The sequence below is a fragment of the Achromobacter colocynthidis genome, assembly GCF_057334535.1.
Window position 1 is genome coordinate 417,941 of the sequence record NZ_JBHFIZ010000038.1, and the last position, 24,892, is coordinate 442,832.

The 24,892-nt window shown below is 63.4% G+C and carries 25 protein-coding genes; 8 read left to right on the forward strand and 17 right to left on the reverse strand.

The genetic code is table 11. The annotated features are described in order from the left end of the window. Window positions 1-12: 12 nt before the first annotated feature. The 4 genes from ACE04A_RS26055 to tssA are packed head-to-tail and all read right to left on the reverse strand — an operon-like array spanning window position 13 to window position 3,766. Window positions 13-498, reverse strand: a complete 486-nt coding sequence (locus tag ACE04A_RS26055; RefSeq protein WP_167400955.1) for an Hcp family type VI secretion system effector — start codon at window positions 496-498, stop codon at window positions 13-15. 50 nt (window positions 499-548) lie between these two features. After that, the gene (tssC, locus tag ACE04A_RS26060) at window positions 549-2,051 is read right to left on the reverse strand and encodes a type VI secretion system contractile sheath large subunit (protein WP_046807433.1); all 1,503 of its coding nucleotides are present in this window, start codon (window positions 2,049-2,051) and stop codon (window positions 549-551) included. Window positions 2,052-2,080: 29 nt separating this feature from the next. Beyond that, complete coding sequence (gene tssB / locus ACE04A_RS26065; protein WP_259251169.1) at window positions 2,081-2,629, reverse strand: type VI secretion system contractile sheath small subunit; 549 nt, start codon at window positions 2,627-2,629, stop codon at window positions 2,081-2,083. Window positions 2,630-2,668: 39 nt separating this feature from the next. Then, the gene (gene tssA / locus ACE04A_RS26070) at window positions 2,669-3,766 is read right to left on the reverse strand and encodes a type VI secretion system protein TssA (protein WP_448718232.1); all 1,098 of its coding nucleotides are present in this window, start codon (window positions 3,764-3,766) and stop codon (window positions 2,669-2,671) included. Window positions 3,767-4,283: 517 nt separating this feature from the next. On the opposite strand from tssA, the gene ACE04A_RS26075 reads away from it, so the two are divergent. Genes ACE04A_RS26075 through ACE04A_RS26095 form a run of 5 tightly spaced genes read left to right on the forward strand, consistent with a single transcriptional unit; the run spans window position 4,284 to window position 11,183 of the window. Then, window positions 4,284-6,671 (forward strand): type VI secretion system Vgr family protein, encoded by a 2,388-nt coding sequence (locus ACE04A_RS26075; protein WP_259251171.1) that lies wholly within the window; start codon window positions 4,284-4,286, stop codon window positions 6,669-6,671. Window positions 6,672-6,678: 7 nt separating this feature from the next. Next, window positions 6,679-7,089 (forward strand): hypothetical protein, encoded by a 411-nt coding sequence (locus ACE04A_RS26080; protein WP_448718231.1) that lies wholly within the window; start codon window positions 6,679-6,681, stop codon window positions 7,087-7,089. Window positions 7,090-7,092: 3 nt separating this feature from the next. After that, complete coding sequence (locus tag ACE04A_RS26085; protein ID WP_485820680.1) at window positions 7,093-9,720, forward strand: DUF2169 family type VI secretion system accessory protein; 2,628 nt, start codon at window positions 7,093-7,095, stop codon at window positions 9,718-9,720. Further along, a complete protein-coding gene (locus ACE04A_RS26090) occupies window positions 9,717-10,775 on the forward strand; it encodes a pentapeptide repeat-containing protein (protein ID WP_448718229.1) in 1,059 nt (352 codons plus the stop codon). Before ACE04A_RS26085 ends, ACE04A_RS26090 begins: the two co-directional genes overlap by 4 nt. 24 nt (window positions 10,776-10,799) lie before the next feature. Next, the gene (locus ACE04A_RS26095) at window positions 10,800-11,183 is read left to right on the forward strand and encodes a DUF4150 domain-containing protein (RefSeq protein ID WP_100853746.1); all 384 of its coding nucleotides are present in this window, start codon (window positions 10,800-10,802) and stop codon (window positions 11,181-11,183) included. 46 nt (window positions 11,184-11,229) lie between these two features. Here the strand turns inward: ACE04A_RS26095 and ccsB are convergent, their stop codons facing one another. From ccsB to ACE04A_RS26110, 3 genes are all read right to left on the reverse strand, one after another. Next, the gene (gene ccsB, locus ACE04A_RS26100; RefSeq protein WP_259251175.1) at window positions 11,230-12,597 is read right to left on the reverse strand and encodes a c-type cytochrome biogenesis protein CcsB; all 1,368 of its coding nucleotides are present in this window, start codon (window positions 12,595-12,597) and stop codon (window positions 11,230-11,232) included. Window positions 12,598-12,606: 9 nt separating this feature from the next. Then, window positions 12,607-14,685 (reverse strand): cytochrome c biogenesis protein ResB, encoded by a 2,079-nt coding sequence (locus tag ACE04A_RS26105; RefSeq protein WP_259251176.1) that lies wholly within the window; start codon window positions 14,683-14,685, stop codon window positions 12,607-12,609. Window positions 14,686-14,804: 119 nt separating this feature from the next. Then, entirely contained in the window at window positions 14,805-15,506 is a 702-nt protein-coding gene (locus ACE04A_RS26110; RefSeq protein ID WP_100857537.1) for a c-type cytochrome, read from the reverse strand. Window positions 15,507-15,728: 222 nt separating this feature from the next. On the opposite strand from ACE04A_RS26110, the gene yihA reads away from it, so the two are divergent. Both yihA and hemB read left to right on the forward strand, forming a co-directional pair. Further along, on the forward strand, window positions 15,729-16,352 hold the full coding sequence (gene yihA / locus ACE04A_RS26115; protein ID WP_006216506.1) for a ribosome biogenesis GTP-binding protein YihA/YsxC: 624 nt from the start codon (window positions 15,729-15,731) through the stop codon (window positions 16,350-16,352). Then, window positions 16,349-17,365, forward strand: coding sequence for a porphobilinogen synthase (gene hemB, locus ACE04A_RS26120; protein ID WP_447992215.1), 1,017 nt, complete (start codon window positions 16,349-16,351; stop codon window positions 17,363-17,365). Before yihA ends, hemB begins: the two co-directional genes overlap by 4 nt. Here the strand turns inward: hemB and ACE04A_RS26125 are convergent. The 3 genes from ACE04A_RS26125 to cutA form a co-directional block, all read right to left on the reverse strand. Beyond that, the gene (locus ACE04A_RS26125; RefSeq protein WP_100857536.1) at window positions 17,362-18,237 is read right to left on the reverse strand and encodes a DMT family transporter; all 876 of its coding nucleotides are present in this window, start codon (window positions 18,235-18,237) and stop codon (window positions 17,362-17,364) included. The two genes, hemB and ACE04A_RS26125, sit on opposite strands and share 4 nt — an antisense overlap. A gap of 129 nt (window positions 18,238-18,366) precedes the next feature. Further along, window positions 18,367-20,268 carry a protein-disulfide reductase DsbD gene (gene dsbD / locus ACE04A_RS26130; RefSeq protein WP_259251179.1) on the reverse strand — a complete coding sequence of 634 codons (1,902 nt, stop codon included), beginning with the start codon at window positions 20,266-20,268 and terminating at the stop codon, window positions 18,367-18,369. After that, window positions 20,268-20,615 (reverse strand): divalent-cation tolerance protein CutA, encoded by a 348-nt coding sequence (gene cutA / locus ACE04A_RS26135; RefSeq protein WP_050448300.1) that lies wholly within the window; start codon window positions 20,613-20,615, stop codon window positions 20,268-20,270. Before cutA ends, dsbD begins: the two co-directional genes overlap by 1 nt. Window positions 20,616-20,739: 124 nt before the next feature. Here cutA and ACE04A_RS26140 point away from each other — a divergent pair, with 124 nt between their 5' ends. Beyond that, window positions 20,740-21,177: an HIT family protein gene (locus tag ACE04A_RS26140; protein WP_100853742.1), complete on the forward strand. Its 438-nt coding sequence runs from the start codon at window positions 20,740-20,742 to the stop codon at window positions 21,175-21,177. Between the two features lie 108 nt (window positions 21,178-21,285). On the opposite strand, the gene rplQ is transcribed toward ACE04A_RS26140, so the two are convergent. From rplQ to infA, 7 genes are all read right to left on the reverse strand, one after another. Beyond that, on the reverse strand, window positions 21,286-21,678 hold the full coding sequence (gene rplQ, locus ACE04A_RS26145) for a 50S ribosomal protein L17 (protein ID WP_006389635.1): 393 nt from the start codon (window positions 21,676-21,678) through the stop codon (window positions 21,286-21,288). Window positions 21,679-21,862: 184 nt separating this feature from the next. Next, the gene (locus tag ACE04A_RS26150) at window positions 21,863-22,849 is read right to left on the reverse strand and encodes a DNA-directed RNA polymerase subunit alpha (protein WP_006216514.1); all 987 of its coding nucleotides are present in this window, start codon (window positions 22,847-22,849) and stop codon (window positions 21,863-21,865) included. Between the two features lie 214 nt (window positions 22,850-23,063). Beyond that, window positions 23,064-23,687 (reverse strand): 30S ribosomal protein S4, encoded by a 624-nt coding sequence (rpsD, locus tag ACE04A_RS26155; protein ID WP_448718225.1) that lies wholly within the window; start codon window positions 23,685-23,687, stop codon window positions 23,064-23,066. 11 nt (window positions 23,688-23,698) lie between these two features. Then, window positions 23,699-24,100 carry a 30S ribosomal protein S11 gene (rpsK, locus tag ACE04A_RS26160; protein ID WP_006216516.1) on the reverse strand — a complete coding sequence of 134 codons (402 nt, stop codon included), beginning with the start codon at window positions 24,098-24,100 and terminating at the stop codon, window positions 23,699-23,701. A gap of 15 nt (window positions 24,101-24,115) precedes the next feature. After that, window positions 24,116-24,481: a 30S ribosomal protein S13 gene (gene rpsM / locus ACE04A_RS26165; protein WP_006216517.1), complete on the reverse strand. Its 366-nt coding sequence runs from the start codon at window positions 24,479-24,481 to the stop codon at window positions 24,116-24,118. A 43-nt stretch (window positions 24,482-24,524) separates the two neighbouring features. After that, on the reverse strand, window positions 24,525-24,638 hold the full coding sequence (gene rpmJ, locus ACE04A_RS26170; protein ID WP_003806928.1) for a 50S ribosomal protein L36: 114 nt from the start codon (window positions 24,636-24,638) through the stop codon (window positions 24,525-24,527). 34 nt (window positions 24,639-24,672) lie between these two features. After that, window positions 24,673-24,891: a translation initiation factor IF-1 gene (gene infA / locus ACE04A_RS26175; protein ID WP_003806927.1), complete on the reverse strand. Its 219-nt coding sequence runs from the start codon at window positions 24,889-24,891 to the stop codon at window positions 24,673-24,675. Window position 24,892: the final 1 nt, after the last annotated feature.

Sequence of the window (24,892 nt, forward strand, 5' to 3'; positions counted from 1 at the left end):
GGAGGCTCCGCGCTAACCGACTTCCTTGTTCTGCTTGATATCCCAAGCCACCAGGCTTTCGGCGCCCTTGCCGCCCTTTTCGGTCTGCTCCCAGTACTGCTGCTTGACCTTGGCTGCCTGGAACGCGAAGTTCACCACCACGCCTTCGGCGCTGCGGTCACCCGAGATCTGCACCGACGACACGATTACGTCTTCCAGCGTGATCTTGGAGTATTCGATCTGCTCGCCGCCCGCCTTGCACATGGACAGCTCGATCTTGCCTAGGTGCTTGCCGCTGGCGCAGTGCTTCATGACGGCGGGCGCCGCCTTGTCGATACGCGCCACCACGTGCAAGTCGTTGAAGCTGGCCTTGCCCGCCCCCAGGCCGCCGCCGCTGGCCAGGTTGCCCGGCTGCGTCGCACCCCACGAGAAGGACACGATATCCGTCCAGTCCTTGTGGTTGGCGTCTTTGGATTCGCCGTTGGCGCCATCGATTTTCATGAACATATCCACAGCCACATCTGTCTCCTGAAGTTATCGGGCGCGGCTGCGCCCATCTAGTCTGAGGCTCAGCCTTCGTTCTGCTTAAGCGAAGGCAGCTTGGACACCAGCCGCAGCGACACCGTCAGCCCTTCAAGCTGATAGTGCGGCCGCAAGAAAAACTTGGCGGAGTAATAGCCCGGGTTGTCTTCGATTTCCTGCACTTGCACCTCAGCCGCCGCCAAGGGCTTGCGCGCCTTGGTTTCCTGCGACGAGTTCACCGGGTCACCATCCACGTAATTCATGATCCAGTCGTTCAGCCAGCGCTCCATGTCATCGCGTTCGCGGAACGAGCCGATCTTGTCGCGCACGATGCACTTCAGGTAGTGCGCGAACCGGCAGCACGCAAACAGGTACGGCAGGCGCGCGGCCAGCTTGGCATTGGCCGATGCGTCGGCCTCGTAGTACTCGTGCGGCTTCTGCAAGGACTGCGCACCGATGAAGGCGGCAAAGTCGGAGTTCTTGCGATGCACCAGCGGCATGAAGCCGTTCTTGGCCAGCTCGGCCTCGCGCCGATCGCTGATGGCGATTTCGGTCGGGCACTTCATGTCCACCCCGCCGTCATCGCTGGGAAAGCTGTGGCACGGCAGGTTTTCCACCGCGCCGCCAGACTCCACGCCCCGGATCGATGTGCACCAGCCGTACAACTTGAACGAGCGGTTCACGTTCGCCGCCATCGCGTAAGCGGAATTGGCCCAGGTGTAGCGGTCGTGATTGGCGCCGTCGGTGTCTTCTTCAAAGTCGAACTCGTCCACCGGATTGGTGCGCGCGCCGTAAGGCAGGCGGGCCAGGAAGCGCGGCATCGCCAGCCCGATATAGCGCGAGTCCTCGGACTCGCGCAGGCTGCGCCACGCGGCGTATTCGGTGTTGGTGAAGATCTTGGTCAGGTCGCGCGGGTTGGCCAGCTCCTGCCACGAATCCATCTGCATCACATTGGGCGATGCGCCTGCAATGAAGGGGCAATGCGCGGCGGACGAGATCTTGGCAATCTCGCCCAGCAGTTCCACATCGGGCGGACTGTGGTCGAAATGGTAGTCGCCCACCAGGCAGCCGATGGGTTCGCCGCCGAACTGGCCATACTCTTCTTCGTACACGCGCTTGAAGATGGGGCTTTGGTCCCAGCCCACGCCCTTGTGGCGCTTGAGCGTGCGCCCCAGCTCCGCCTTCGAGATACTCATCACGCGGATCTTCAACAGCTCGTCGGTTTCGGTGTTGGTGACCAGGTAATGCAGGCCACGCCACGCGCCTTCAAGCTGCTGGAATTCGGGGTGGTGCATCACCCGGTTGATCTGTTCGGACAGCTTGCGGTCGATCTCGGCGATGATCGCCTGGATGGTGCGGTAGGCATCCGACGACAGCCCGACGCCGCTGTTCTCAAGCGCCTGATGCGCCAGCGTGCGCACGGCGTGTTCCACCGCCTCGCGCGCCTGCTCGGTCTTGGGTTTGAACTCTTTCTTCAGGAGCGCGGACAGGTCGTCGGCCTCCAGGGTGTCGACAGCGCGCGCGTCCGCGCGTTTGGCCACTGCGGTCATGGCATTCTCCGAAAACGGTTCAAGCGGAACTAGGCGGCCGGGTCCGTGGCTGCGGGGTCGGATGCGGGCGGTGCTTCAGGCTTGGGTGCGGCCGCCAGCGCGTTCATCAGCGCGGGGTTCTTGAGCACGTTGCCGATCAGTTCCTCGGCGCCCGACTTGCCATCCATGTAGGTCAGCAGGTTGGCCAGTTGGGTCCGCGCGCTCAACAGCTCGTTCAACGCCCCGACTTTCTTGGCAACCGTGGCCGGCGAGAAATCGTCGATGCTCTCGAACGTGATATCAACGTTCAAGTTGCCTTCGCCGGTCAGCGTGTTGTCTACCTGGAACGCCGCGCGCGGTTGAATCGAACGCATGCGTTCATCGAAGTTGTCGATATCGATGTCCAGGAACTTGCGCTCGCCCACTTCGGGCTGGGGCGTTTCGGACTTGCCGGCCAGGTCGGCCAACACGCCCATCACGAAGGGCAACTGGATCTTGCGCTCCGCGCCATAGATCTCCACGTCGTACTCGATCTGCACACGCGGCGCGCGGTTTCTGGCAATGAACTTCTGGCCGCTTCCTTTCAGGCTGGTCGCCATGGTGTTGTCTCCTCTTGTTTATGTGGGGGCTGGCCCGCCCTACGAATCCGGCCGGCTCTCCGTGTCGCGCGGCAACCATGCCTCGAATTGCTCAAGGCCTTGGGGCGCCAGGTTTTTGATGATGTCGTGAAAGCTCAACGGAATGAGTTGCTGGGTGCGGCGGATCAGATAGGGCGCGGGGTGGCCGGGCTCGTTGGCCTCGAAGTACGCGCTTACCTTGCTCAGCATGGCCATGGCGTCGTCCCGCGACTGAATGCGCGCGTCCTGCCAGCGCACGTCGGCGTTGGGTGTGGTGTTGGATGTGGTATTGGATGTCGCTCTGCTGGCGGATGCGTCAGACGCCTGCGCCGAGTCATCCTGTGGGGCCGCTTGCGGCGGCGCAGACATTCCGGCTGCATCAGAGGACACCTGCGGCCCATCGCGCGCGGCATCCAGCACGACGTTCAGCGTGCGCAGGACAGCGGTGTAATCCGGCGTCCACGTGGGGCCCAATTTGTCCGTCACAAGTTTCTGTATGCGCCGCAGCGCATCCGCGGCGGACGCCAGCGCCAGCACATCGGCTTCGCGTTGCGTCCAGGCGTCGCGCAGGCGAGCGACCACGCGCGGACGCCCACCCGGATAGCAATCGGCATCCTGGCGGCTGCCATCCAGCAGCGCCTCGGTATCGCGCAAGGACAGTTGCCCATGCACACCATTGACCAGGCTCGCCGAGCGCACGCTGCGCGCGCAGCCCTGCATATCGCCAAACGCCGCCAGCGCGTTCATGCGCGGCATCGGATCGTCTTCGCCCACGCTATCCAGGCGCGGATGCACGGGTTCCCAATAGCGTTCCAGGGTGTCGACGGCCAGCGCCAGCCCGTCTGCGTAACCCGGCAGGCCGCGGATCTCGGTCCATGCACAGGTCAACAGGCCGATCACGCGCAGGTCTCGCGTGCGTTCAAGCAGCGCGCGGGCCAGGCGTTCGACCTCGCGCCAGTCAGGCGGCTGCGCGGCGATGATGGTCGAGCCGAACTGCTGTTCGTCCCGGCCGGCCGCGGCTCGCTGCAACTGCAGGAAGTCAGCGTCGTATTCAAGGTCTTCCCCGCAGGGCAGACGTGAATCGAGTGTATTGAGGATATCGGCGAAGTCCATAGTCATTGCTTAGATGCCTGGGGATGCTGCCTGGAACCAACCACTACGCTCCGCGCTGCTTCACGGAAGGGAGAATTCTAGGCACGTCTTTCCGCATGCAACGAACAACTCACAACTTCAGATTTTTCTTACAACCAGCTAACAAGCACTAAACAAATGCACACTTTTCGCCCTGCTGTACTGATGTTTTGACATATTCCTTACGCGACAGGGGTGTCGGCGCAAGCGTTGTTACCGAACCGTAAAAAACACAAAAGCATGTGTTTGCGCTTCTCGCCCGCTTTGCACGCTGCCTACAATCGGCGCTCACGCTGGCGACAGACCGGCGCGTAAGTAGATACAGAGACAGATATCCCCGGCATCGGTGCTCTCCGCTTCACGGCGGCACCCGCCCTTTTGCAAGCGGTCCATGACGTGGCCGGCCCTCACATTGCAGTCAATGCGGCGCGCGCCATTTGCGTGCTCGCGCAACACTCGTAGCAGCAAGCGCAGCAGCTTTGAATTCTCATAAGGAGACGATGAGATGGACCGCACCGTGCCAAGCGAACGCGTCGTCAAGGCGCATACGCCCTTGCCGCCAGAGCAATTGAAGTTTCGCGGCATGCACGGCGCGGAAAGCCTGTCGCAGCTATTTGAATTTGAAGTCGAGCTGGTCTCGGAGTCTTATTCGCTGGACATGAAATCGCTGCTTGGCAAACCGCTGACGCTCGAGATCGAGACCACGCCGGGCGCACCGCGCTATCTCAGCGGACACATCACTCGCTGCGTGCTGGTGGGCCGCGAGAACAACACGTCGCGCTACACCATCTACCGCGCCACGGTGCGGCCGTGGCTCTGGTACCTGACGCAAACGTCGGACAACAAGATCTTCCAGAACAAGAACGTGCCCGACGTGATCCGCGAGGTGCTCAAGGACTACAGCTACCCCGTCGAGTTCAAGCTGACGGAGACGTATCGCAATTGGGAATACTGCGTGCAGTACCAGGAAACCGACTACGCCTTCATCTGCCGCCTGATGGAACACGAAGGCATTTACTTCTGGTTCAAACACGACAAGGGCAAGCACACGCTGGTGCTGACCGACGACATCACGCAGCACGAACCCGTGCCTGACTACGAGCAAATTCCCTATTACGGCCCCGACCGCATCACCGTTCCGCGCGAAGACTACATCCACAAATGGGAAGTGGCCGAGCAGATCACCCCCGGCGCGTTCGCCACCACCGACTACCACCCGCTGACGCCCGCCGCCAGCCTGGAAGCGCGGCGCAACAATCCCGGCGCCTATGACCACGGCGATCTGGAGATGTACGAATGGCAGGGCGGCTACACCAACCCCGACGACGCCGAACACTACACGCGCGTGCGTCTGCAAGACCTGCAATGCCGGCAGGAACAAAGCACTGGGGCGTCGAACGCGCGCGGGCTTTCCACCGGGCATCTTTTCACGCTGCGCAACCATCCGCGGCAAGCCGAGAACCGCGAGTACCTCGTCGTCAGCATCTACTACCGCATCCGTGAAACGGGCTACGCCAGCGGCCAGATCGATCCGGGTGACTTTGATCTGGAATTCGTTGTGTTGCCCTCCAGCACGCAGTTTCGCGCGCCGCGCATCACGCCGATTCCCCGCACACACGGGCCACAGACCGCGACGGTGGTGGGCAAGCAGGGCGAGGAAATCTGGACCGACAAGATGGGCCGCGTCAAAGTGCAGTTTCATTGGGACCGCTACGGCAAGAAAGACGAAAACAGTTCGTGCTGGGTGCGTGTGTCCAGCCCATGGGCCGGCGGGGGCTTTGGCGGCATCCAACTGCCGCGCATACGCGACGAAGTGATCGTGGATTTCATTGGCGGACAGCCCGACCGCCCCATCGTGATCGGGCGCGTCTTCAACGCGAACAACCTGCCACCGTGGGATCTGCCCGACAACGCCACGCAAAGCGGTTTCTTGAGCCGCTCGAAAAGCGGCACGCCCGCCACCGCGAATGCGCTGATGTTTGAAGACAAGAGCGGCTGCGAACGCATCTGGCTGCACGCCGAGCGCGAGCTATGCACCGAGGTCGAAGCCAACGAAACGCACACGACGGACCTGAACCGCAGCACGACGATCGGCGAGAACGACACCACCAAGATCGGCGGCTTTCGCGACATCAACATCACCGGCACCGACAACTTGAAAGTCGGCAAGCGCCGCGACGTCTTCGTCACGGGACACGAGGAATACACCGTCAAGGCATCGCGCACGGTCAACGTGAAAGACGGCCTGATGGATGAGAAGTTCGACAACGGTTTGAAGACCACCGTGGCCGCCAAGGGCGAAGAACGCGAGGTCACGGGGCTGTTCAAGGAAACGTTGAAGACGGGCCAGCAGGTTTACGTCAACAGCGGCGACTCGCTGCATCACGTCAAGGAAGGCACGCTGACCGAGAAGGCCAAGGGCAAGGTTGAAGTGTTGTCCACCGACGCGAACATGGACGTGAAGGCCAAGACGGCGATGCTGGTGCAGTCGGAAACCGCCACGATGGACATCAAGTCCAAAGGCAAGGCGCACATGGAATCGGAAGGTTCCACGGTGACGGTCAAGGCCAAGGGCAACATCACCCTGGAAACCCCGGCGGATGTCGTGATGGACGCCGCCAACGTCAAGGACCTGTCGAAAGAAAGCTGGCTGCAAGCCACGCCGTTTTCTATCGGCCTGGCGGTGGCCAAGGCGGAATTCGGGCTGCATCGCGTTGCGCTGTTTCGCACCACGGTCATGTTGAATTTGTCGTTCACGAACTACGCCGCGGTCAGCAGCATCGGCCAGTTGGTGTCGTACCGCACAACCGGGTCCAGCTACGCCTTTGATATGCAGAAGGCAGAACAAGTGGGCCTGGGCGCATCCATGGTCGGCCTGTGGACCATCATCTGAGGCGCCCATGTCCGACTTCGTGACCGCCTGGCCGGATTGGGGAAAGTGGGTGGTGCTGGGCTTGCTGTTATCGGGCGCGCAGGCGATGTTCATGCTTCGGCGCGAACGCAAGCGCCGGGCAACGGGGCGCGCGGACGCGCAGCGGCTCGACACCGTGCGCGCCACCGGCGTGGCCAGCACCGCGCGCGTGACCGCTGCGCGCGACACGCGCACCCGCATTGGCGAGTCGCTGTATTTCATCATCGAGCTGGACCTTGACGTGGCCGCCACCGCCACCACGCCGGCCTTGACCCGCACGGTGCGCGTGCCGCTATCGCCGCTGCACCTGGCTGACTTCGGCGTGGGCAAGACCGTGCAGGTGCGCGTTCAGGATGATGGGGCCACGCATGAAGTCGCCATTGATCAGCCCACCGGGTAACGCATGAAGACCATCAAGCCTTTCCGCCTGGGCATTCTTACGCGGCCGTATCGTAGTCAGCGCCGCGACGTGCTGGGCGTGTCCGTCTTCGCCTTGGTCGACATCGCGCAATCCCCCACCTTGTTGAGCGACCAGGACCTGTGGAAGCTTGCCGCTGAAGAAGGCATCGGCGCGCTGGACCTGGCCACGCCCAAGCAGTACCCGGAAGTGTTGGTCTCGGGCCATGCCTACCCGCATGACGCCAAGCAACCCGGCGCGTGCGGCGTGCGCGTGCAGGTGGGCGCCATCGATAAGTCATTGCTGGTTTTTGGCGACCGCTACTGGATCGATGGCAAGGCGACGGCGCCGCAGCCTTTCGCTCGCATGCGCCTGGACTGGAGCCGCGCCTATGGTGGCCCGGACGTTGCCGAAAACCCCTTGGGCATCGGCGCGCACGACGAAACCATCAATGGCGTGCGCGCGCGCCGGTTGCCGAACATCGAACATCCCTTGCAGCGCATCAGCGCCCCCGGCCAGCGTGTGGCGCCCGCGGGCTTTGGCGCGTTGCCCGTGGAATGGCCGCAACGGGCATCGCATATGGGCCGCGACTACGGGCAGGAATGGCTGGAGCACGACTTTCCCGGCTTCGCGCGCGACATGGACTGGCGCTTCTTCAACGCCGCGCCACCCGACCAATGGGGGCCGGCCAACGCCGAGCTTGCCGGCGGCACGGACTACGCGCTGTGGAACCTGCACCCGCAACAGCCGGTGCTGCGCGGCCACCTTCCCCACTGGCGCGCGCGCTGTTTTGTCAGCCGCCACGCCGACGGCAGCGCGCTTGAAGACGTGTCGCTGCGCCTGACCACCGCGTGGTTTTTTCCCGACCACACGAAGATGGTGTTGATGTGGCATGGCGCAGTTCATGTGCAAGAAGATGACGCGGCGGATATCCGCCTCATCATGCCCGCGCTGGAACACGTGGATCAGCCGAAAGCGCTTGCCCATTATGAAGACGTGGCGCGGCAACGCCTGAACCCGGAGTTAGGCTCCGTCTACGCCTTGCTGGACTCGCAGCTCGTGCCCGAAGATCTTTGCGGCGGGCAACTGGAAGGCGATGCGCAAGCCGTGGCCGTGCGTCCCACCAACAAGAACGTGCACGCTGGGCTGGCACGCCGCCACGCGCGCGAACGTGAGTCACTATTGGCGCAGGGCCTGGACCCGGATCGGTACATGGTCCCGCTGGACCCGCCGCCCACGGCGCCCCGGCTTGCCGATCTGCCGCAGACCATTCTGCGCATGCAGGAAGAGCTGGAAGCCGCCAAGCGCCTGTCTGGCGGGCCAGGGGCGCGCGCGCTGGCTGATCCCAACTTGCCGCAGATGGCCGAGGTGGCCGGCGTGGACATGGACGCGCTGCGTCGGCAAGACGCGGATGGCAAGCTACCGTCGGGTTTCGATCCCCGCAAGATCAAACGGCACATCGCCGAATTCGACGCCAGCCCGCATGCACAGGCCGGACGCACCTCGGCGGACAGCGAAGGAACGCAGCCGCCATTGGCCGACACGCTAGGGCCGCAGGTACACCAGGCTTATCAGCAGTCGGCGCACCATTTCGCGCCGCCCCCGCCCATGCCGCCGTTGCGCGCGCAGCGCACGCGCCGCAAGCTGGAAGCGCAGTTGAAAACCAGCCGGGACTGTCGCGACATGAATCTGACCGGCGCGGATCTTTCAGGCATGGACCTGTCCAACGCCAACTTCCAACGCGCGATTTTCGCGGGCGCGAAACTCGTGGATGCGCGGCTGGATGGCTGCGACCTGACGGATGCGGTCCTGACCGGCGCCGACATGACCCGCACAAGCCTGTCCGACGCGAACCTGACGCGCACCAACCTGGGCCGCGCGCAATGCGTGAACACGAACTTTGCAAAGGCCCAGATCAAGGAGTGCACGTGGGACCACGCCCACTGCGAAGACTGCGATTTTGTTGATAGCGCCTGGCAGTTGGGACGCTTGCATCAGGCGCGGCTGATACGTTGCGACTTCGGCCGCGCGAGCTTTCACCAATGGGCAGCGATGAGCGCCACGTTCGAGGACTGCCGCTTTCTCAAGGCGCGGCTGGATCAATGCGTGTTCATGCAAGGTGCGCTCATCAACGCTGACTTTACCGACGCGGCGCTGGTGCGCGTGAGCTTCATGGATGCCGGCTTTTCCGGCCGCTTCAGCATGGAGGCCGCCACGCTGGACGGCTGCGCCTTCGCGGGCCGCGTCGAGCTGGCGGGCGCGCGGCTGCGCGGCATGCAGTTCAAACACGGCAGCGCACGCGGCGCCACCTTGACGGGGGCCGACCTGCGCGGCGCCACCCTGAACGCCTGCGACTTTTCCGAGTGCCTGTTGCAAGACGCCGATCTTAGCGGCCTGACCGCCCCCGACACGCACTTTGTGCGCGCGGATTTCACCGGTGCCCGCCTGCGCGACGCCAACCTGATCAACGGCTTGCTGGGCAAGGCCATCTTTCTGCGCGCCGATCTCACGGGCGCGAATTTCTTCCGCGCCGATGTCGCACAGACTCGGATGGACGACAGCACCGGGCTGGACCACACCTACACACAAGGCGCGAAGCGCTGGCCCGCCAGACAGCCGGAGCGCCCCGCATGAACCTCGACAAGCTGCTGGACAGCGTGCGCCATGGCGAGCCGATCCAACACCTCAGTTTGGCGGGTGCCGATCTGCGCGGGCAGGATCTGGCCGGCGCGTTCTTCGATCACGTGGACTTCACGGGTGCGCGAATGAGCGGCTGCCAGTTGCAGGACAGCCAGTTCATCAGCTGTGACATGACACGCTGGGAAGCCGACGGCGCCAACCTGGATACGGCGCGCCTGCTCCGCTGTCGCGCGCCAGGCGCGACGTTCAGCGGCGGCCACTTCCATGGCTCGAGCTTCACCGAATGTGATCTGGCGGGCGCCAGGTTGGATCAAGCCACGCTTCATGAAGCGTCTTTCACCGCGACCTCACTGGCGGACGCGTCGTTGCGGGCGGCTCGTGTGGAACGCTCGGTGTTCTCGCGCGGAGCATTCGCGAACGCCGATCTGACGCAAGCGCAATTCAACTACACCCTGTTCCATCAACTGGACCTGCACGCGGTAACGCTAACCGGCGTCAGCGCGGCCAGCACCATGTTCACGGAATGCAATCTGTCGGCGCAGAACGTCGCGGGGCAAGCCTTTGCGCTGTGCCATTTCACGGATTGCCAACTGGACGCGGCGGACTTTCGCCAATGCGATTTGCGCCAGTCGGGCTTCAAGGGCTCGTCGTTGCGGGGTGCGCGCTTTGCCGGTGCTTGCGCGCCGCAGGCGCTGTTTCCCCTGGCCGATCTAAGCGGAGCCGACCTGCAAGGCGGCCGCTTTGACGGCGCCATCTGGGCCGAGGCCACACTGGACGGCGCCACCTTCCAGGGCGCAAGCCTGGGCCTGTGCATTTTTCAGCGCGCGCGTTGTGCCAACACGGACTTTCGCGGCGCCCATCTTGTCGACGCCGATTTCTCGCTGGCGGACCTGGACGGCGCCGACCTGCGCGACGCCACGTTCCTGCGCACCCGCATGCATCGCGCGCTGACGCGCGGGGTGCGCTGGTCGCAGCGCCACGGCATCATCGACAACGACGCCCCCTTGCTCGACGCCGAACTGTGGTCGGCGGGACGCGCCGGCCTTTGACCCATCGCAACAGGAGTGGAAACCATGCAAGTGCTCTGCCAGTTACCCAGCGTGGGGTTGGGATTCCCCGATGTCTGCAAGACACCGGTGCCGCCGGTGCCGCACATTGACGTGTCCACGTCGTCCATGGGCATCCCGGTGGTGTGGAACGTGTGGCTGAGCTGCATGCCGATGCACAACATGGTCACGACCATACCGGTGACGCTCGGCGATACGGCTGGTGTGGGCGGCGGCCTGATCTCGCAGACCTTCATGGGTCGGGCGCGCTACATGACCGGGGCGTTCACGGTGCTGGTGCGTGCCGCGCCGCTGGTGCGCGTAACCAGCCTTACCTTGCAGAACACGATCAATGCGCCGGGTTTCAAGGCGGCCACGCCGCAGAAGTCGATGTTTGCCTTGGCGGCGTGACGCATTCGGGGCGGCTGGCAGCAGCCGCCCGAATCAAGGCTGACGGCTACAGCTGACCGTACGAGTGCAGCCCCGACAGGAACATGTTCACGCCCAGGAACGCAAAGCCGGTGATCAACAGCCCCATCAGCGCCCAGTAGGCCGCCATGGTGCCGCGCAGGCCCTTGATCAGGCGCATGTGCAGCCAGGCCGCGTAGTTCAGCCAGACGATCAGCGCCCAGGTTTCCTTGGGATCCCACTGCCAGTACGCGCCCCAGGCGTCCGCCGCCCACAGCGCACCCAGAATGGTCGCCACCGTGAAGAAGGCGAACCCGATCGCGATGGCGCGATACATGATGTCGTCCAGCACTTCCAGCGAGGGCAGCGCGGCGGCGATTCGGCGGCGGCCCAGCAGGATGGCGCCCACGATCACGGCACCCACGCCGAAGTACAGCATCCAGGTGGCGGACAGGCCATCAGTGCGGAACACCATCGGCTCGGCGCACAGCAGCACGCCCAGAATGAACAAGGGCGCCAGCTTGGCCCACGACGTGGTCTGCCCGTGCTGCTTGACCAGGTAGGCAAAGCCCACCATCGCCGCCAGCGAGAACGTGCCGTAGCCGATGAAGTTGGCGGGCACGTGCAGCTTCATCCACCAGCTTTTCAACGCCGGCACCAGCGGTTGGATCTGGCCGGCATCGCGCGTGAAGGAATACCAAAGCAGGAACACGACGGCGGACGTCACCACCAGCAGCACGAAACCGCCCAGCGCGCGCGTGGCGTACTTGCGTTCGTAATACAGGTAGAACAGCGCCGTGATCAGCGAGAACAGAACAAAGACTTCATACAGGTTGCTGACGGGGATATGGCCCAGGTCCGGGCCCATCAGATGGCCTTCGCGCCAGCGCACCAACAGGCCGGTGACGCCGGCAAATACCGCGCCCCAGGTCAACGCCGTGCCCAGCCACGCGGCGGTGGGGCTGAATACGCCGATCCAGTAGCAGACCATGGCCAGCGCGAACAGTGCGCACATCCACAAAATGGCGGACTGGGACGAGAACAGGTACTTCAGGAAGAACACCTGCTCGGCGCGGGCCAGGTCATTGCCGTACAGCATCAAGGCCAGGCCCGCCGCGATCGCACAGGCGACCATCAAACGGCGCAGCGGCCGCCACAACCAGCCCAACCACGTCAGCGCGGGCACGGTGCCGCACAGGATGATCTTCTCGTAATAATCCATCGCGTTGCCGTGACGGGTCAGCGCGAAGGCCGCGCCCACCGACAGCAATAGGAAGAAGACTACGTCGGTCCAGTCCGGCTTGCCGCGCCGGGCGCGGTTGTCGCCCGTTTCCGACAGGCTGTCTTGCCACAGGATATCGGGCGACGCGTTCAACGTGTCCGGCGAGGAGGGATGCGGGGTGGTCGTCGTCGACATAAAAAAACCTTAAGACCTTTTCTGGCGCAGCAGCGCCTGCTTGAAGCGTTCAAACTCCTGATTGAAGTCGAGTGTACGCTTCTGGGACGTCATGGCCGCCAGGACGCTGCTGCCGCTGCCTTGCGGCTTGACCCAGATCCAGACGCGGCGGTCGCGGATGTAGAACATCGAAAACACCCCCAGGACCAGCAACAGGCTGCCCAGGTAGACCGTATTCTTGCCCGGCGTGCGGCTGACCTGGAACACGCTGGCCTGCACATGGTTGAAGTCGGCCAGCGACAGGAACACCGGCGCCGGATAGACGGTCAGGTCGGACAGCGCCGCCACGGCCAGGCGCGACCACACGGCAGCGCGCTCGCCGTCGGGGCCTTCGACCGCGACGGGGGGCAAGCCGGCGCGTTCGCGTTCAATGGCGCGCAGCTCGTTCATGCTGGCCCCGATCAGCCGGATCACCACATCGGCGGCCCGCTCCAGGTCGGCGGCGGGCGTGTTGGCTTGCAGGAAGGCGGCAACGGCTTGCAGGCCACCCGACGCAAAGGTTTCCAGCGCGCGCTCGGCAGCGGTTTGCAGGGGCTGGCGGTCAGCGCCGGACGGACTGTTGCGCTCGGCGAAACGGCGGGCGGCTTCGCGGCGTGCGGCCGGGTCGGCCAGCGTGGCGCGCAGCCGCATGAATTCCGCGATCGAGCTGTCGTCGTCAGCCGGAATGCGCAAGTAGCGGAAAGGCTCGGACGCATTGTTGCGCACCCCGGCCAGGAACACGCTGGCGCCGTCCAGTTCCATGGGCAGCATGTAGTTCTGGAATTCGTGGGCCTGGCCCGCGTCGTCGATCAGCTTGTATTCAACGCTGGGACCCACGTTGCGCAGGTTCTCGTTCTTCTTGCCCGCCGCGCTGCCCGACACCGATGCCACGTGCTCGGCAAAACTCTGGTTGGGGCCCTTGGGATCGCCGCGCGTCAGGTCTTCCACATTGATCGGCCGCATGGCCGTGATCTCTACGCCCATGCTGCGCGGACCGGCCGACGTGTGAGCGGTCACTTCGCTTGTCTTGCCCACCGTGCCGTCAACGGCGAAAGTGGCATCCTGGGAACCTACTAGCGGATAACCCTTCAAGACCACCGTGCTGCCGCCATCGTCAAAGCTGGACTGGTACACCGTCATGCCCTTGAAACGCAACGGCTCGTTGACCTCGATGGTGGAATCGAAGGTCTTGCCCGTATCCGGGTCGGTGACTTCAACTTCGCTGGCGAAACGACTGGGCATGCCGGTCGAGTAGTAATCAACCACGAACTTCTTCAGCTTCAGCGTGAAGGGCATCGGCTGCACCAAGGCGCCGTCGCCCACCATCACGACCGCCGTACTGGCCTGGCCGCCTTCGGGCACCAGCACGCTGGCGCGGAAACTCGGGTTATTGACCGACAGGCGGCCGCTTTCGGGCACTTCCGAGATCAGCATGTTGTCGACAATGGGTTGCTTGCCGCCGAACATGACTTGCAGCCGCACGGGCAACTCGCTGTCTAGCAGACCGCCCACGCAGATGATGACCATGGCCGCGTGCGCGAACACATAGCCCAGGCGGTTGGCGCTGCCCTTCTTGGCGGCCAGCAGCACGCCGTCGTTGTCCTGCCGTACACGCACGGCGTAACCCAGCCGTTCCAGCAGCGCCTTCAGCCCTGCCGAGGTCTGCGCGACATCGGTGGGCTCTTCCGTTTCAACGCGATGCGGAAACGCGCGCAGGCTGCTCGCGCGCACGTGCTCGCGGAATGAGCGCGCTTCGCGCAGCATTTTGGGTGCGTTGCGGGTCAGGCACACCGAGGTCGACACGACCAGGAAACCCATGATCAGCAAGAACCACCAACTGTTGTAAACGTGCCAGATGGAAAACTTGTCGAACACCTCGTACCAGAACGGGCCGAACTGGTCGATGTAGTTGCTGGACGAGCGGTTCTGCTGCAACACCGTGCCCACCAGGCTCGCCACGCAGATGAACATCAACAGGCTGACGGCGAACCGCATCGAACCGAGCAGTTCGAAGAAGTCACCGGGCAGGCTGCGCAAAGAGGGGCGAGTGTGGGTTCGTGTTGAATTCATGAAAAAAGGGGGGCCGCGCGATCGGCTACCCCCCTCATAGACAGCGCGTAACGGAATCGGGTTCCGTCACGCTCAGGTTGCATGAACGCGGACCAGCCGCGCGTGTTGCGGGCTGGCGCCTACCGCAGGCCTGCCGCGTAGTCGGACACCGCCTTGATATCGGCATCCGACATGCGGTCCGCAATCGCGAACATGATGTCGTTCTTGCGGTCGCCGCTGCGGAACAGCTTGAGCTGCTCTTCAATGTACATGGGGAACTGCCCCGACAAGCGGGGGTACTGCGCGGGCATGCCCGCGCCATTGGCAGAGTGGCACGCCGCGCAGGCCGGCACATTGCGTTCGGGCAAGCCACCGCGCCAGATCTTCTGGCCCAGATCCACCAGCTTCTCTTGGCCTGCCGTGGCGGGTTCCTTGAGAGGCTGTTGCGCCAGGTACAGCGCGATGTTCTGCATATCGGCCGGCGTCAGGTTCTGCGCCATGGCGGTCATCGGCGTGGGGTTGCCACCCGCGCCGTTGCGCACAGGCAGCTTGGCGCCCTGCTTGATCTGGAAGTCGGCCAATTGCTTGGCCAGGTATTCGTGGGGTTGCGCGGCCAGGTTGGGGTTCACCGGGATGGTGCTGTTGCCCGCCGCGCCGTGACAGGACGCACAGGCGATGATGCCTCTGGAGGCGTCGCCTTGGTCAAACAGCTGACCGCCCTTGGCGGCATCTGGCTTGGCCGGGCCCGCAGCGCCGTCAGCGGCGAAACTGGGTGTAGAGAAGGCGGAGGCGCCGAGCAACAGCCCGCTCGCAACCAACATTCGGGACAGCACACGCTTCATGAAGACCTCGACGATCACATCGATCAAGGCGCAAAAAGGCGCCCACGCCTGCCCCGCACACCCTGGAAAACCGTATCGAACCTCATTTGCCCAATCTGCCTGCCAAGTTGCCGCTGGCACCTAAACAGTAAGCAAAAAAGACGGCTCCGCGCACGGGGACCACTGTTGCAAACGCCGGATTATACAATAGGGCTCGAAACCAACCGTATCCAAAGCCCATCCGTGTCCCTCCTACATCGCGCCTCCTTCCTTACCTCCGCAGCTCGCCTCGACCAGTTGCCGGCCGCCGGCGCTCCCGAGGTCTGCTTTGTTGGCCGCTCCAACGCCGGCAAATCCACGGCCATCAACGTGCTGTGCAACCAGCGCCGCCTTGCGTTTTCCAGCAAGACGCCGGGCCGCACGCGCTTGATCAACATGTTCGGCTTGCCCGACCCGCTGGATCCGGAAGGCCACATCGGTTTTCTCGTTGACTTGCCCGGCTATGGCTATGCGTCCGTCGCGCGCAACGAAAAAGAAAAATGGGCGGACATCCTCGGCGGCTATCTGCGCGACCGCGAGTCGCTTGCAGGCATCGTGCTGCTGATCGACATCCGCCGCGGCGTCACCGAACTTGACCGCCGCCTGGCCAACTTCATCGCCCCCACCGGACGCCCGGTGCTGGCGCTGCTGACCAAGGCCGACAAACTGCCTTACGGACAGCGCATGCGCACGGTGTTCTCCGTCCGCAAAGACCTGGCCGACATCGGCGCCCTGCACACCATCCCGTTCTCGGCGCCCGAGCGCATCGGGCTGGAAGAAGCCGGCGCCCACATTGAGAATTGGATTTCCCCCAAGGTCGAATCATGAACCCGCAGATCATCACCCCTGAGTTTCCGGTTTCCCGCCCCCGCCGCCTGCGCCGCGACGACTTCACCCGCCGTCTGGTGCGCGAAAATGCGCTGACGGTCAATGACCTGATCTACCCCGTCTTCGTGACCGACGGCACGGGCGTGCAGCAAGCCGTGGCGTCCTTGCCCGGCGTGGTCCGCTATTCGCTGGACACGCTGCTGCCGGTGGCCGAGCAATGCGTGAAGCTGGGCATTCCGGTGATGGCGCTGTTCCCCGTCATCGACCCCGCGCTGAAAACGCCCGACGGCATCGAAGCCACCAACCCGCGCGGCCTGATTCCGCGCGTGGTGGGCGAGCTGAAAAGGCGGTTCCCCGAACTCGGCATCCTGTGCGATGTGGCGCTGGACCCCTATACCAGCCATGGCCAGGACGGCGTCATTGACGAGAACGGCTACGTCATCAATGAAATCACGGTCGAGATCCTGGTCAAGCAGGCGCTGACTCAAGCCGCGGCCGGTGTCGATATGGTCGCCCCCAGCGACATGATGGACGGCCGCATCGGCGCGATCCGCCAGGCGCTGGAAGCCAACGGCCACATCCACACGCAGATCATGGCTTACTCGGCCAAGTACGCCAGCGCGTTCTACGGCCCGTTCCGCGACGCGGTGGGCTCGGCCACCAACCTGGGCAAGTCAAACAAAATGGCTTACCAGATGGACCCGGGCAATCTCGATGAAGCCTTGCGCGAAGTGGCCGCCGATCTGAACGAAGGCGCCGACATGGTCATGGTCAAGCCGGGCATGCCGTATCTGGACGTGCTGCGCCGCGTGAAAGACACGTTCCGCGTGCCCACGTTCGCCTATCAGGTCAGCGGCGAATACGCGATGATCAAGGCCGCCGCCGCCAACGGCTGGCTGGACCACGACAAGGTCATGATGGAAGCGCTGCTGGCGTTCAAGCGCGCTGGCGCCGACGGCATCCTGACCTACTTCGCCATCGAAGCGGCCACGCTGCTCAAGGCGCAGCGCTAAACGCTTTTACGGCTAGGCGCCGGCTTCGTCCGGCGCAGCCCCAGCCACGTTCCACCCAACACGCAAGCCAGGCCCAGCACGTGGGTCAACGTGACGTGTTCATCCAGGAACAGGGACGCGAACAGCAACCCGAATATCGGCAGCCAGTTCACGAACAAGGCCGCGCGGCTGATGCCCAGTCGCGCGATGCCGGCATTCCAGATGATGTTGCTGACGCCTGACGCAATCACCGCTGAAAACAGCAGCACCAGCCACGGCCACCACGTCATCTGCCAGGTATCGGTCTGGTAGGAAGACGGCGTCACCGCCGCGTGCACCACCAGCATCAGGCCACCCGCCAGGTACATGTACCAAAGCATGCCCAACGGATCCATCGTGCGCGACATGCGCTGGATCACCAGCCCGCCAAACACGAACACCAGCACGGCCACGAAAACCACCGCATCGCCCCAGCCCGTCAGCCCGAACTGCGCCCCGCTGCCCGCCACCACCATGCCCACGCCCAGCAGGCCGAGCAAGGCCCCGCAGATGCGTACCGTAGTCAGTTTTTCGCGATAGAACAGCGCGGCCAGCAATGCCGACAACAGCGGGCTGGTGGCCATGATCAGCGTGCCGTTGGCCGCCGATGAAAACCGCAGCCCCGACACCAGCGCCACTTGGTGCGCGTACACAACCAAGAAACCCGCCAGCGCCACCCAGCCAAGTTCCATGCGGCCCAGCTTGGGCACGCGGCCTCGACGGGCCTTGATGATCAGGGTGACGGTGATGAACGCAATGACGATCCGCACGGCGGCAAGCGCCTGGATGTCCATGTGCTGCGTGAGGTACTTGATGGAGACGATGTTCAGGCCCCATGTGGCCATGACGAACATCAATTGAACATAGATAAGACCGTTACGGTCCTGGCTTGCATCAACTGTTGTGGACGTCACGGGCGCCGGCCTGGAGGGAGTGGAATGCGCCGCCCACGCGGCGCAGCCGCCATGGTATATCGCCCGTCGTCAGCGCACCAGCACCTTGTCCAACGATTCCGTGAAGCGCTTGGCGTCCTGGAAACCGACGACGCGCGCGTCCGGCAATTCCTTGCCGCCCGGTTCAAAGAACATGATGCCCGGCGGCCCAAACAGCCGGAAGCGCTTGAGCAGGGCCCGGTCGTCGGCGTTGTTCGCGGTGACGTCGGCCTGCACCAGCAACATACCGGACATGCGCTGCGCTACGCCCGGATCGGTAAACGTGAAGCGCTCCATTTCGCGACACGACACGCACCAGTCGGCATAGAAATCCAGCATGACCGGCTGGGTGCTCTGCGCCAGCAGCGCGTCCAGTTCCGCGTTGTTGCGCACGCGGGTGAACTGAAGCTCGCCTTTGGTGACGGCCGTGCCCACGGATGCGTCGCCACGCGCGGCCAGGTGCGACAACGGTTGCAATACGTCGCGCCCGCCGCTGGCCGCACCCAGCAGCCACGCAGCAGCGGCAAGCGCCAACAACAGCCCCAGCCCCTTGCCGAACATGCGCGCGGCGCCGGCGCCCGCGGGCAAGGCATCAAACGCACGCAGCATCACCGCCGACACAACCGCCAGGAAGGCCCAGCCCGACATCTGCACCCAGGTTGGCACCACGGGTATCAGCATCCACCACGCCGTCGCCAGCAGCAGCATGCCGAACAGGCGCTTGACGCCGTCCATCCAGGGGCCGGCCTTGGGCAGCAAGGCGCCCGACGATGCACCCACGATCAACAGCGGCACGCCCATGCCCCAGGCCATGGCGAACAGGGCCGAACCGCCCAGCACCACGTCGCCCGTCTGCGAGATATACAACAGCGCACCCGCCAGCGGCGCGGCAACGCAAGGTCCGACAATCAGCGCCGACAAGGCGCCCATCAGCAGCGCGCCGGTGTAGCGGCCGCCCGGCACGCGCGATGAGCGTTCTGACAGTTTGGCCTGCACGCCTGACGGCATCTGGAAAGTGAAGACGTCAAACATCGCCAGTGCCAACACGGTCAGCAGGATGGCGAACAGCGTCAGGATCCAGGGGGTTTGCAACCATGCGGCCAGGCCCGCGCCGCTCAGTCCGGCGGCGACGCCCAGCGCGGTGTACACCACCGACATGCCCAGCACATACGTTGCGGCCAGGGCCAGGCCACGCCCGCGCGAGGGCCGGGCCTGCGTTGCGCCGCCCAGCACGATCGAAGACAGGATGGGGATCATCGGCAACACGCAGGGCGTGAATGCCAGCAGCAAGCCCAGAACCAGGAACACGCCAGCGGTCTTGGCCCAACCCAGGCCGCCCAACGCATCGGCCAGGCCGGTATCGCCGGCCTTGACCAGCGCGCTCAAGCCGCCAGAAGACCCGGCGGGAGCGGCTTGCGCGCCTGCCCCATCCGCCAGCGCGTAGCCGCCGGCAACCGGCGTGAGCTTGACGCTGCTGTCCATGGGCGGATAGCACAGGCCGGCATCCGCGCAGCCCTGTCCGGTCAAGGTCAGGGTGAAAGGTTGCCCACCCGCGCCCACCGGCACGCGGATCATCACATCCTTGTGAAAGACCTCCATGTCCTTCTCAAAGGTCGGGTCGTACTTGACCTCGCCTTTGGGGTAGACCGCCTCGCCCAACGTGGTGGCGCCGATCGGGCTGATCGTGATGCCGAAGCGCTCGCGGTACATGTAGTAGCCGGGCGCGACCTTGTAATGCAGTTCCAAGGTGTCGGGCGCGGCCATCTGCGCGCTGAACACGAACGCCTTTTCGGGTTCCAGGAATTCGGCTTCGGCCTGCGCGGCCGCCTGCCAGGTCAGCAGCAACAGCGCCGTCGCCAGCAACACCAGGCTGCGCCCGATCAAGGCGCGCGCCGCGCGGATGGCAGGAATCGAGCGCCCGCGCGCACCGACGATACCGGCAAGTTGCAACATTATTCTCTCTTGGTTTGCTTGACGGCCGTCTGTTCGCGAACCCAGTCCAGATAGGGTGCGGCGCCGCCGATAACGGGCAGCACAATGATCTCGGGCACATCGTAGGGATGCATCTGCGCCAGGGCCTGAACAACGGCCTGATGACGCGCGTAGGTGGTCTTGATGTGGATGGGGACTTCTTCCGTCCCCTCGACCTCTCCGTTCCACAGATAGATGGACAGGCCCGGCGCGCCAAGGTTCACACAGGCGGCCAAGCCATCTTCCACCAGCACATGCGCAATGCGCTTGGCCAACAAGAGATCGGGTGCATTGCTGATGACCAGCACGACGTCGTCATCGCGCAACATGGAGCCTCCTTGGGATACCCGTGTGGGATGTAACTCGGGGTATTTTATCGATATTGCGGCGACCGCTCCGGTTCCATCAACGCGGACGTCCCCCCACCATGCCACCCGCTTTCACGAGGCCCGCATGCCAGACCAATGCCTGTTCTGCCGGATCGCCCGGCACGAGATTCCCGCCCACATCATTCATGAAGACGAGCGTTTGCTGGCCTTCCTGGACATCCAACCCGTGCGGCCGGGGCACACGCTGATCATTCCCAAGCAGCATTACCCGTACTTCGAGGACATGCCGGCTGACCTGGCGGGGCACATTGTGAACCTGGGACAGAAGCTGGGCCGCCACATGAAGCGCCTGTACGGCGTGGAGCGGGTGGGCTTCGCCTTCACCGGCATACACGTGGCGCACTCGCACGCGCACGTTATCCCCATGCACCACACGCAGGACGTCACGTCCACGGCGTACATCGAACAGCAGAACCTGACGTTCAAGATGCCGCCACAACCGCCTCAAGAGGCCCTGGCGGCCACCGCCGCGCAATTGCGGGGGGAACTGCACGCGTCCTGATTCAAAGCGCGAGTCGGATGCGCCAACGCCGGGCAAGCAAATGCCCGGCGCAAATAAAACAAGGGCGGGCCCGAAGACCCGCCCTTGTCGCTTATCTAGCAACCGAATTTATTCGGCGCTGTCCTCAGCGGCTTCATCAACTTCCGGACGGTCAACCAGTTCCATGAAAGCCATGGGAGCGTTGTCGCCTTGACGGAAGCCCATCTTCAGCACGCGGGTGTAGCCACCGTTACGGGCCGCGTAACGCGGGCCGATTTCGGCAAACAGCTTCACCACCGCATCGCGATCGCGCAGACGGGCAAATGCCAGACGCTTGTTCGCCAGCGTGGGCTCTTTGCCCAGCGTGATCAGGGGTTCGATGACGCGGCGCAATTCTTTCGCCTTCGGCAGCGTGGTCTTGATAGCTTCGTGAGTGATCAACGAAACGGCCATGTTGCGGAACATGGCAAGACGGTGACTGCTGGTGCGGTTGAGCTTACGCAAGCCATTACCGTGACGCATGATAAGTTTCCTTTGAATCTAAAGATGGCGTTCGCCATCGGGTTGCCGGCTCTTCTATCAACCTGCAATCAGGCTGCGGTCCGGTAGAAAACGGTGCATTTTACGACGAATTCGCAAACCGCCCGACGGGGTTGCCGGGCGTTGCAGGAGACGCCCCGTTGCCAGGGCGCCACCCGTTTAAAACTTAGGGACGCTCCAGGCCCAGGGGCGGCCAGTTCTCGAGCTTCATGCCCAAGGTCAAGCCACGTGCAGCCAGAACTTCCTTGATTTCGTTGAGCGACTTGCGACCCAGGTTCGGGGTCTTGAGCAGCTCGTTTTCGGTACGCTGGATCAGGTCGCCGATGTAGTAGATGTTTTCGGCCTTCAGGCAGTTGGCCGAACGCACGGTCAGTTCCAGGTCGTCGACCGGACGCAGCAGGACCGGGTCGATCTGCGGCGTGCCGCGGACCGGCGCTTCGTACGAATCGCCAGCACCTTCCAGCGCGGCGAAGACCGAGATCTGGTCCATCAGGATGCGAGCCGACTGGCGCACCGCTTCCTCGGGCGAGATCACGCCGTTGGTTTCGATGTCCAGAACCAGCTTGTCCAGGTCGGTGCGCTGTTCAACACGGGCGCTTTCCACCGCGTAGCTGACGCGGCGAACCGGGCTGAACGAAGCGTCCAGAACGATGCGGCCGATGGTGTGGGTGCGGTCTTCCGACAGCGCGCGCACGTTGCCCGGCACATAGCCACGGCCCTTCTCAACCTTGATCTGCATTTCCAGCTTGCCTGCGTCCGTCAGGTTGCAGATGGCATGGCCGGGGTTGATGATCTCGACGTCGTGCGGCAGTTCGATGTCGCTGGCCAGCACGGTGCCCGCGCCAGTCTTGCGCAGAACCAGGGTCACTTCGTCGCGATTGTGCAGCTTGAAAACCACGCCCTTCAGGTTCAGCAGGATGTCGACGACATCTTCGCGAACGCCCGGGATGGTCGAATATTCGTGCACCACGCCCGTCATTTGCACTTCGGTCGGCGCGTAGCCGGTCATCGAAGACAGCAGGATGCGGCGCAGGGCGTTGCCCAGAGTATGACCGTAGCCACGCTCGAACGGCTCCATCACGATCTTGGCATGGTGCGTGCCGACCGGTTCGACTTCAATGGAGCGCGGCTTCAGAAAACCTTGAGTGGACATTTACTGTGTTCCTTTTCAATACCCTCGGCTCGTTACACCGATAAGGCTGATGGACAGGGTGAAACATGAAACTCGGGCGGCGCAAAAACGCCGGCCGATACTTACCGCAAAGCCCGCCCCACCAAAAGGCGGAAAGCGGGCTGCTGCGAGACGTGCAAACGGGGCGCGGGACCAGTAGCCGGCACACCTGCGAAGGAGGCGCCGGCCGACCTGATTAACGCGAGTACAGTTCGACGACCATCGATTCGTTGATGTCGCGAGCGACGTCAGCGCGATCGGGAGCCGACTTGAACGTACCGGTCAGCTTGGTCGTGTCGACTTCCACCCATTGGGGGATGCCCATGCTGGTGGCCAGATCGAGCGATTCCTTGATACGGCCTTGCTTCTTGGCCTTTTCGCGGATCGAGATGACGTCACCGGCCTTGACCAGCATCGAAGCGATGTCAGCCGTGTGGCCGTTCAGTTCGATGGCGCGGTGGCTCACCAGCTGGCGAGCTTCGGCGCGCGTCGAGCCGAAGCCCATACGGTAGACGACGTTGTCCAGGCGCGATTCCAGCAGCTGGATCAGGGTTTCGCCGGTGTTGCCACGGCGACGCTCTGCTTCAGCGAAGTACTTGCGGAATTGCTTTTCCAGCACGCCGTACATGCGCTTCAGCTTTTGCTTTTCGCGCAGCTGCAGGCCGTAGTCGGAAGTGCGGGCACCCGAAGTGCGGCCGTGTTGGCCAGGCTTGGAATCCAGCTTGCACTTGGAATCCAGCGAGCGACGGGCGCTCTTCAGGAACAGGTCAGTACCCTCGCGGCGCGAGAGCTTGCATTTGGGTCCAATATAACGTGCCATGTGGATTCCCTTTAGATACGACGACGCTTCGGCGGACGGCAGCCGTTGTGCGGAACGGGCGTGATGTCGGCGATGGACGAAATCTTGATGCCCAGCGCGTTCAGAGCGCGGACAGACGATTCGCGGCCAGGACCGGGGCCCTTGATGCGCACTTCCAGCGTCTTGATGCCGTATTCCAGCGCGACGCGGCCAGCCGTTTCAGCGGCGACTTGCGCGGCAAACGGGGTCGACTTACGCGAACCCTTGAAACCAGCACCACCCGAAGTGGCCCACGACAAAGCGTTGCCCTGACGGTCGGTGATGGTGATGATGGTGTTGTTGAACGAAGCGTGAACGTGCGCGATGCCGTCCGAGACGTTCTTCTTAACCTTTTTGCGCACGCGCGAAGCGCCGCTGGTGGAAGCTTTCGCCATAATCCAGTTCCTCGATTATTTCTTCAGGGACGCAGCAGCACGACGCGGGCCCTTACGGGTCCGGGCGTTGGTGCGAGTGCGCTGGCCGCGCACGGGCAAACCGCGCTTGTGACGCATACCGCGGTAGGTTCCCAGGTCGATCAAACGCTTGATCGAGAGCTGTACTTCACGACGCAGGTCGCCTTCAACCGTGAACAAACCAACATGTTCGCGGACGCGTTCCAATTCAGCGTCGTTCAGATCCTTGACCTTTTTGTCAAAGGGTACGTTTGCCGCTTCGCAGATTTTGCGAGCGCGCGTACGACCAATGCCAAAAATGGCGGTCAGTCCGATCTCGGCGTGCTGTTGCGGCGGGATGTTAATGCCAGCAATACGGGCCATGACTATTCCTTGAATAAATCTGTTGCGTAGTCGCTAACCCGAGTTAGCCTTGACGCTGCTTGTGACGCGGGTCGGTGCAGATAACACGCACCACGCCGTGACGTTTGATAACTTTGCAGTTGCGGCAGATCCGCTTAACCGATGCCATTACTTTCATGGTTGACTCCTAATTTTCCGTAATCCGGTTCCGCTCATTTGGAGCGGAAAACTATCCTGGCTCGCGTCAGATCATAGGGCGTGAGCTCCACTGTGACCTTGTCACCCGGCAGGATCCGGATGTAATGCATACGCATCTTGCCGGAAATATGGCCCAACACCACGTGGCCGTTTTCGAGCTTGACGCGAAATGTCGCGTTCGGGAGGTTCTCAAGAACCTCGCCTTGCATCTGAATGACGTCGTCCTTGGACATT

Excerpts from the sequence above, each read along its gene's own strand:
- tssC (WP_046807433.1), bottom strand. The coding sequence starts at position 2,051 with ATGACCGCAGTGGCCAAACGCGCGGACGCGCGCGCTGTCGACACCCTG.
- tssB (WP_259251169.1), bottom strand. The coding sequence starts at position 2,629 with ATGGCGACCAGCCTGAAAGGAAGCGGCCAGAAGTTCATTGCCAGAAAC.
- tssA (WP_448718232.1), bottom strand. The coding sequence starts at position 3,766 with ATGACTATGGACTTCGCCGATATCCTCAATACACTCGATTCACGTCTG.
- ACE04A_RS26075 (WP_259251171.1), top strand. The coding sequence starts at position 4,284 with ATGGACCGCACCGTGCCAAGCGAACGCGTCGTCAAGGCGCATACGCCC.
- ACE04A_RS26080 (WP_448718231.1), top strand. The coding sequence starts at position 6,679 with ATGTCCGACTTCGTGACCGCCTGGCCGGATTGGGGAAAGTGGGTGGTG.
- ACE04A_RS26085 (WP_485820680.1), top strand. The coding sequence starts at position 7,093 with ATGAAGACCATCAAGCCTTTCCGCCTGGGCATTCTTACGCGGCCGTAT.
- ACE04A_RS26090 (WP_448718229.1), top strand. The coding sequence starts at position 9,717 with ATGAACCTCGACAAGCTGCTGGACAGCGTGCGCCATGGCGAGCCGATC.
- ACE04A_RS26095 (WP_100853746.1), top strand. The coding sequence starts at position 10,800 with ATGCAAGTGCTCTGCCAGTTACCCAGCGTGGGGTTGGGATTCCCCGAT.
- ccsB (WP_259251175.1), bottom strand. The coding sequence starts at position 12,597 with ATGTCGACGACGACCACCCCGCATCCCTCCTCGCCGGACACGTTGAAC.
- ACE04A_RS26105 (WP_259251176.1), bottom strand. The coding sequence starts at position 14,685 with ATGAATTCAACACGAACCCACACTCGCCCCTCTTTGCGCAGCCTGCCC.
- ACE04A_RS26110 (WP_100857537.1), bottom strand. The coding sequence starts at position 15,506 with ATGAAGCGTGTGCTGTCCCGAATGTTGGTTGCGAGCGGGCTGTTGCTC.
- hemB (WP_447992215.1), top strand. The coding sequence starts at position 16,349 with ATGAACCCGCAGATCATCACCCCTGAGTTTCCGGTTTCCCGCCCCCGC.
- ACE04A_RS26125 (WP_100857536.1), bottom strand. The coding sequence starts at position 18,237 with ATGTTCGTCATGGCCACATGGGGCCTGAACATCGTCTCCATCAAGTAC.
- dsbD (WP_259251179.1), bottom strand. The coding sequence starts at position 20,268 with ATGTTGCAACTTGCCGGTATCGTCGGTGCGCGCGGGCGCTCGATTCCT.
- cutA (WP_050448300.1), bottom strand. The coding sequence starts at position 20,615 with ATGTTGCGCGATGACGACGTCGTGCTGGTCATCAGCAATGCACCCGAT.
- ACE04A_RS26140 (WP_100853742.1), top strand. The coding sequence starts at position 20,740 with ATGCCAGACCAATGCCTGTTCTGCCGGATCGCCCGGCACGAGATTCCC.
- rplQ (WP_006389635.1), bottom strand. The coding sequence starts at position 21,678 with ATGCGTCACGGTAATGGCTTGCGTAAGCTCAACCGCACCAGCAGTCAC.
- ACE04A_RS26150 (WP_006216514.1), bottom strand. The coding sequence starts at position 22,849 with ATGTCCACTCAAGGTTTTCTGAAGCCGCGCTCCATTGAAGTCGAACCG.
- rpsD (WP_448718225.1), bottom strand. The coding sequence starts at position 23,687 with ATGGCACGTTATATTGGACCCAAATGCAAGCTCTCGCGCCGCGAGGGT.
- rpsK (WP_006216516.1), bottom strand. The coding sequence starts at position 24,100 with ATGGCGAAAGCTTCCACCAGCGGCGCTTCGCGCGTGCGCAAAAAGGTT.
- rpsM (WP_006216517.1), bottom strand. The coding sequence starts at position 24,481 with ATGGCCCGTATTGCTGGCATTAACATCCCGCCGCAACAGCACGCCGAG.
- rpmJ (WP_003806928.1), bottom strand. The coding sequence starts at position 24,638 with ATGAAAGTAATGGCATCGGTTAAGCGGATCTGCCGCAACTGCAAAGTT.
- infA (WP_003806927.1), bottom strand. The coding sequence starts at position 24,891 with ATGTCCAAGGACGACGTCATTCAGATGCAAGGCGAGGTTCTTGAGAAC.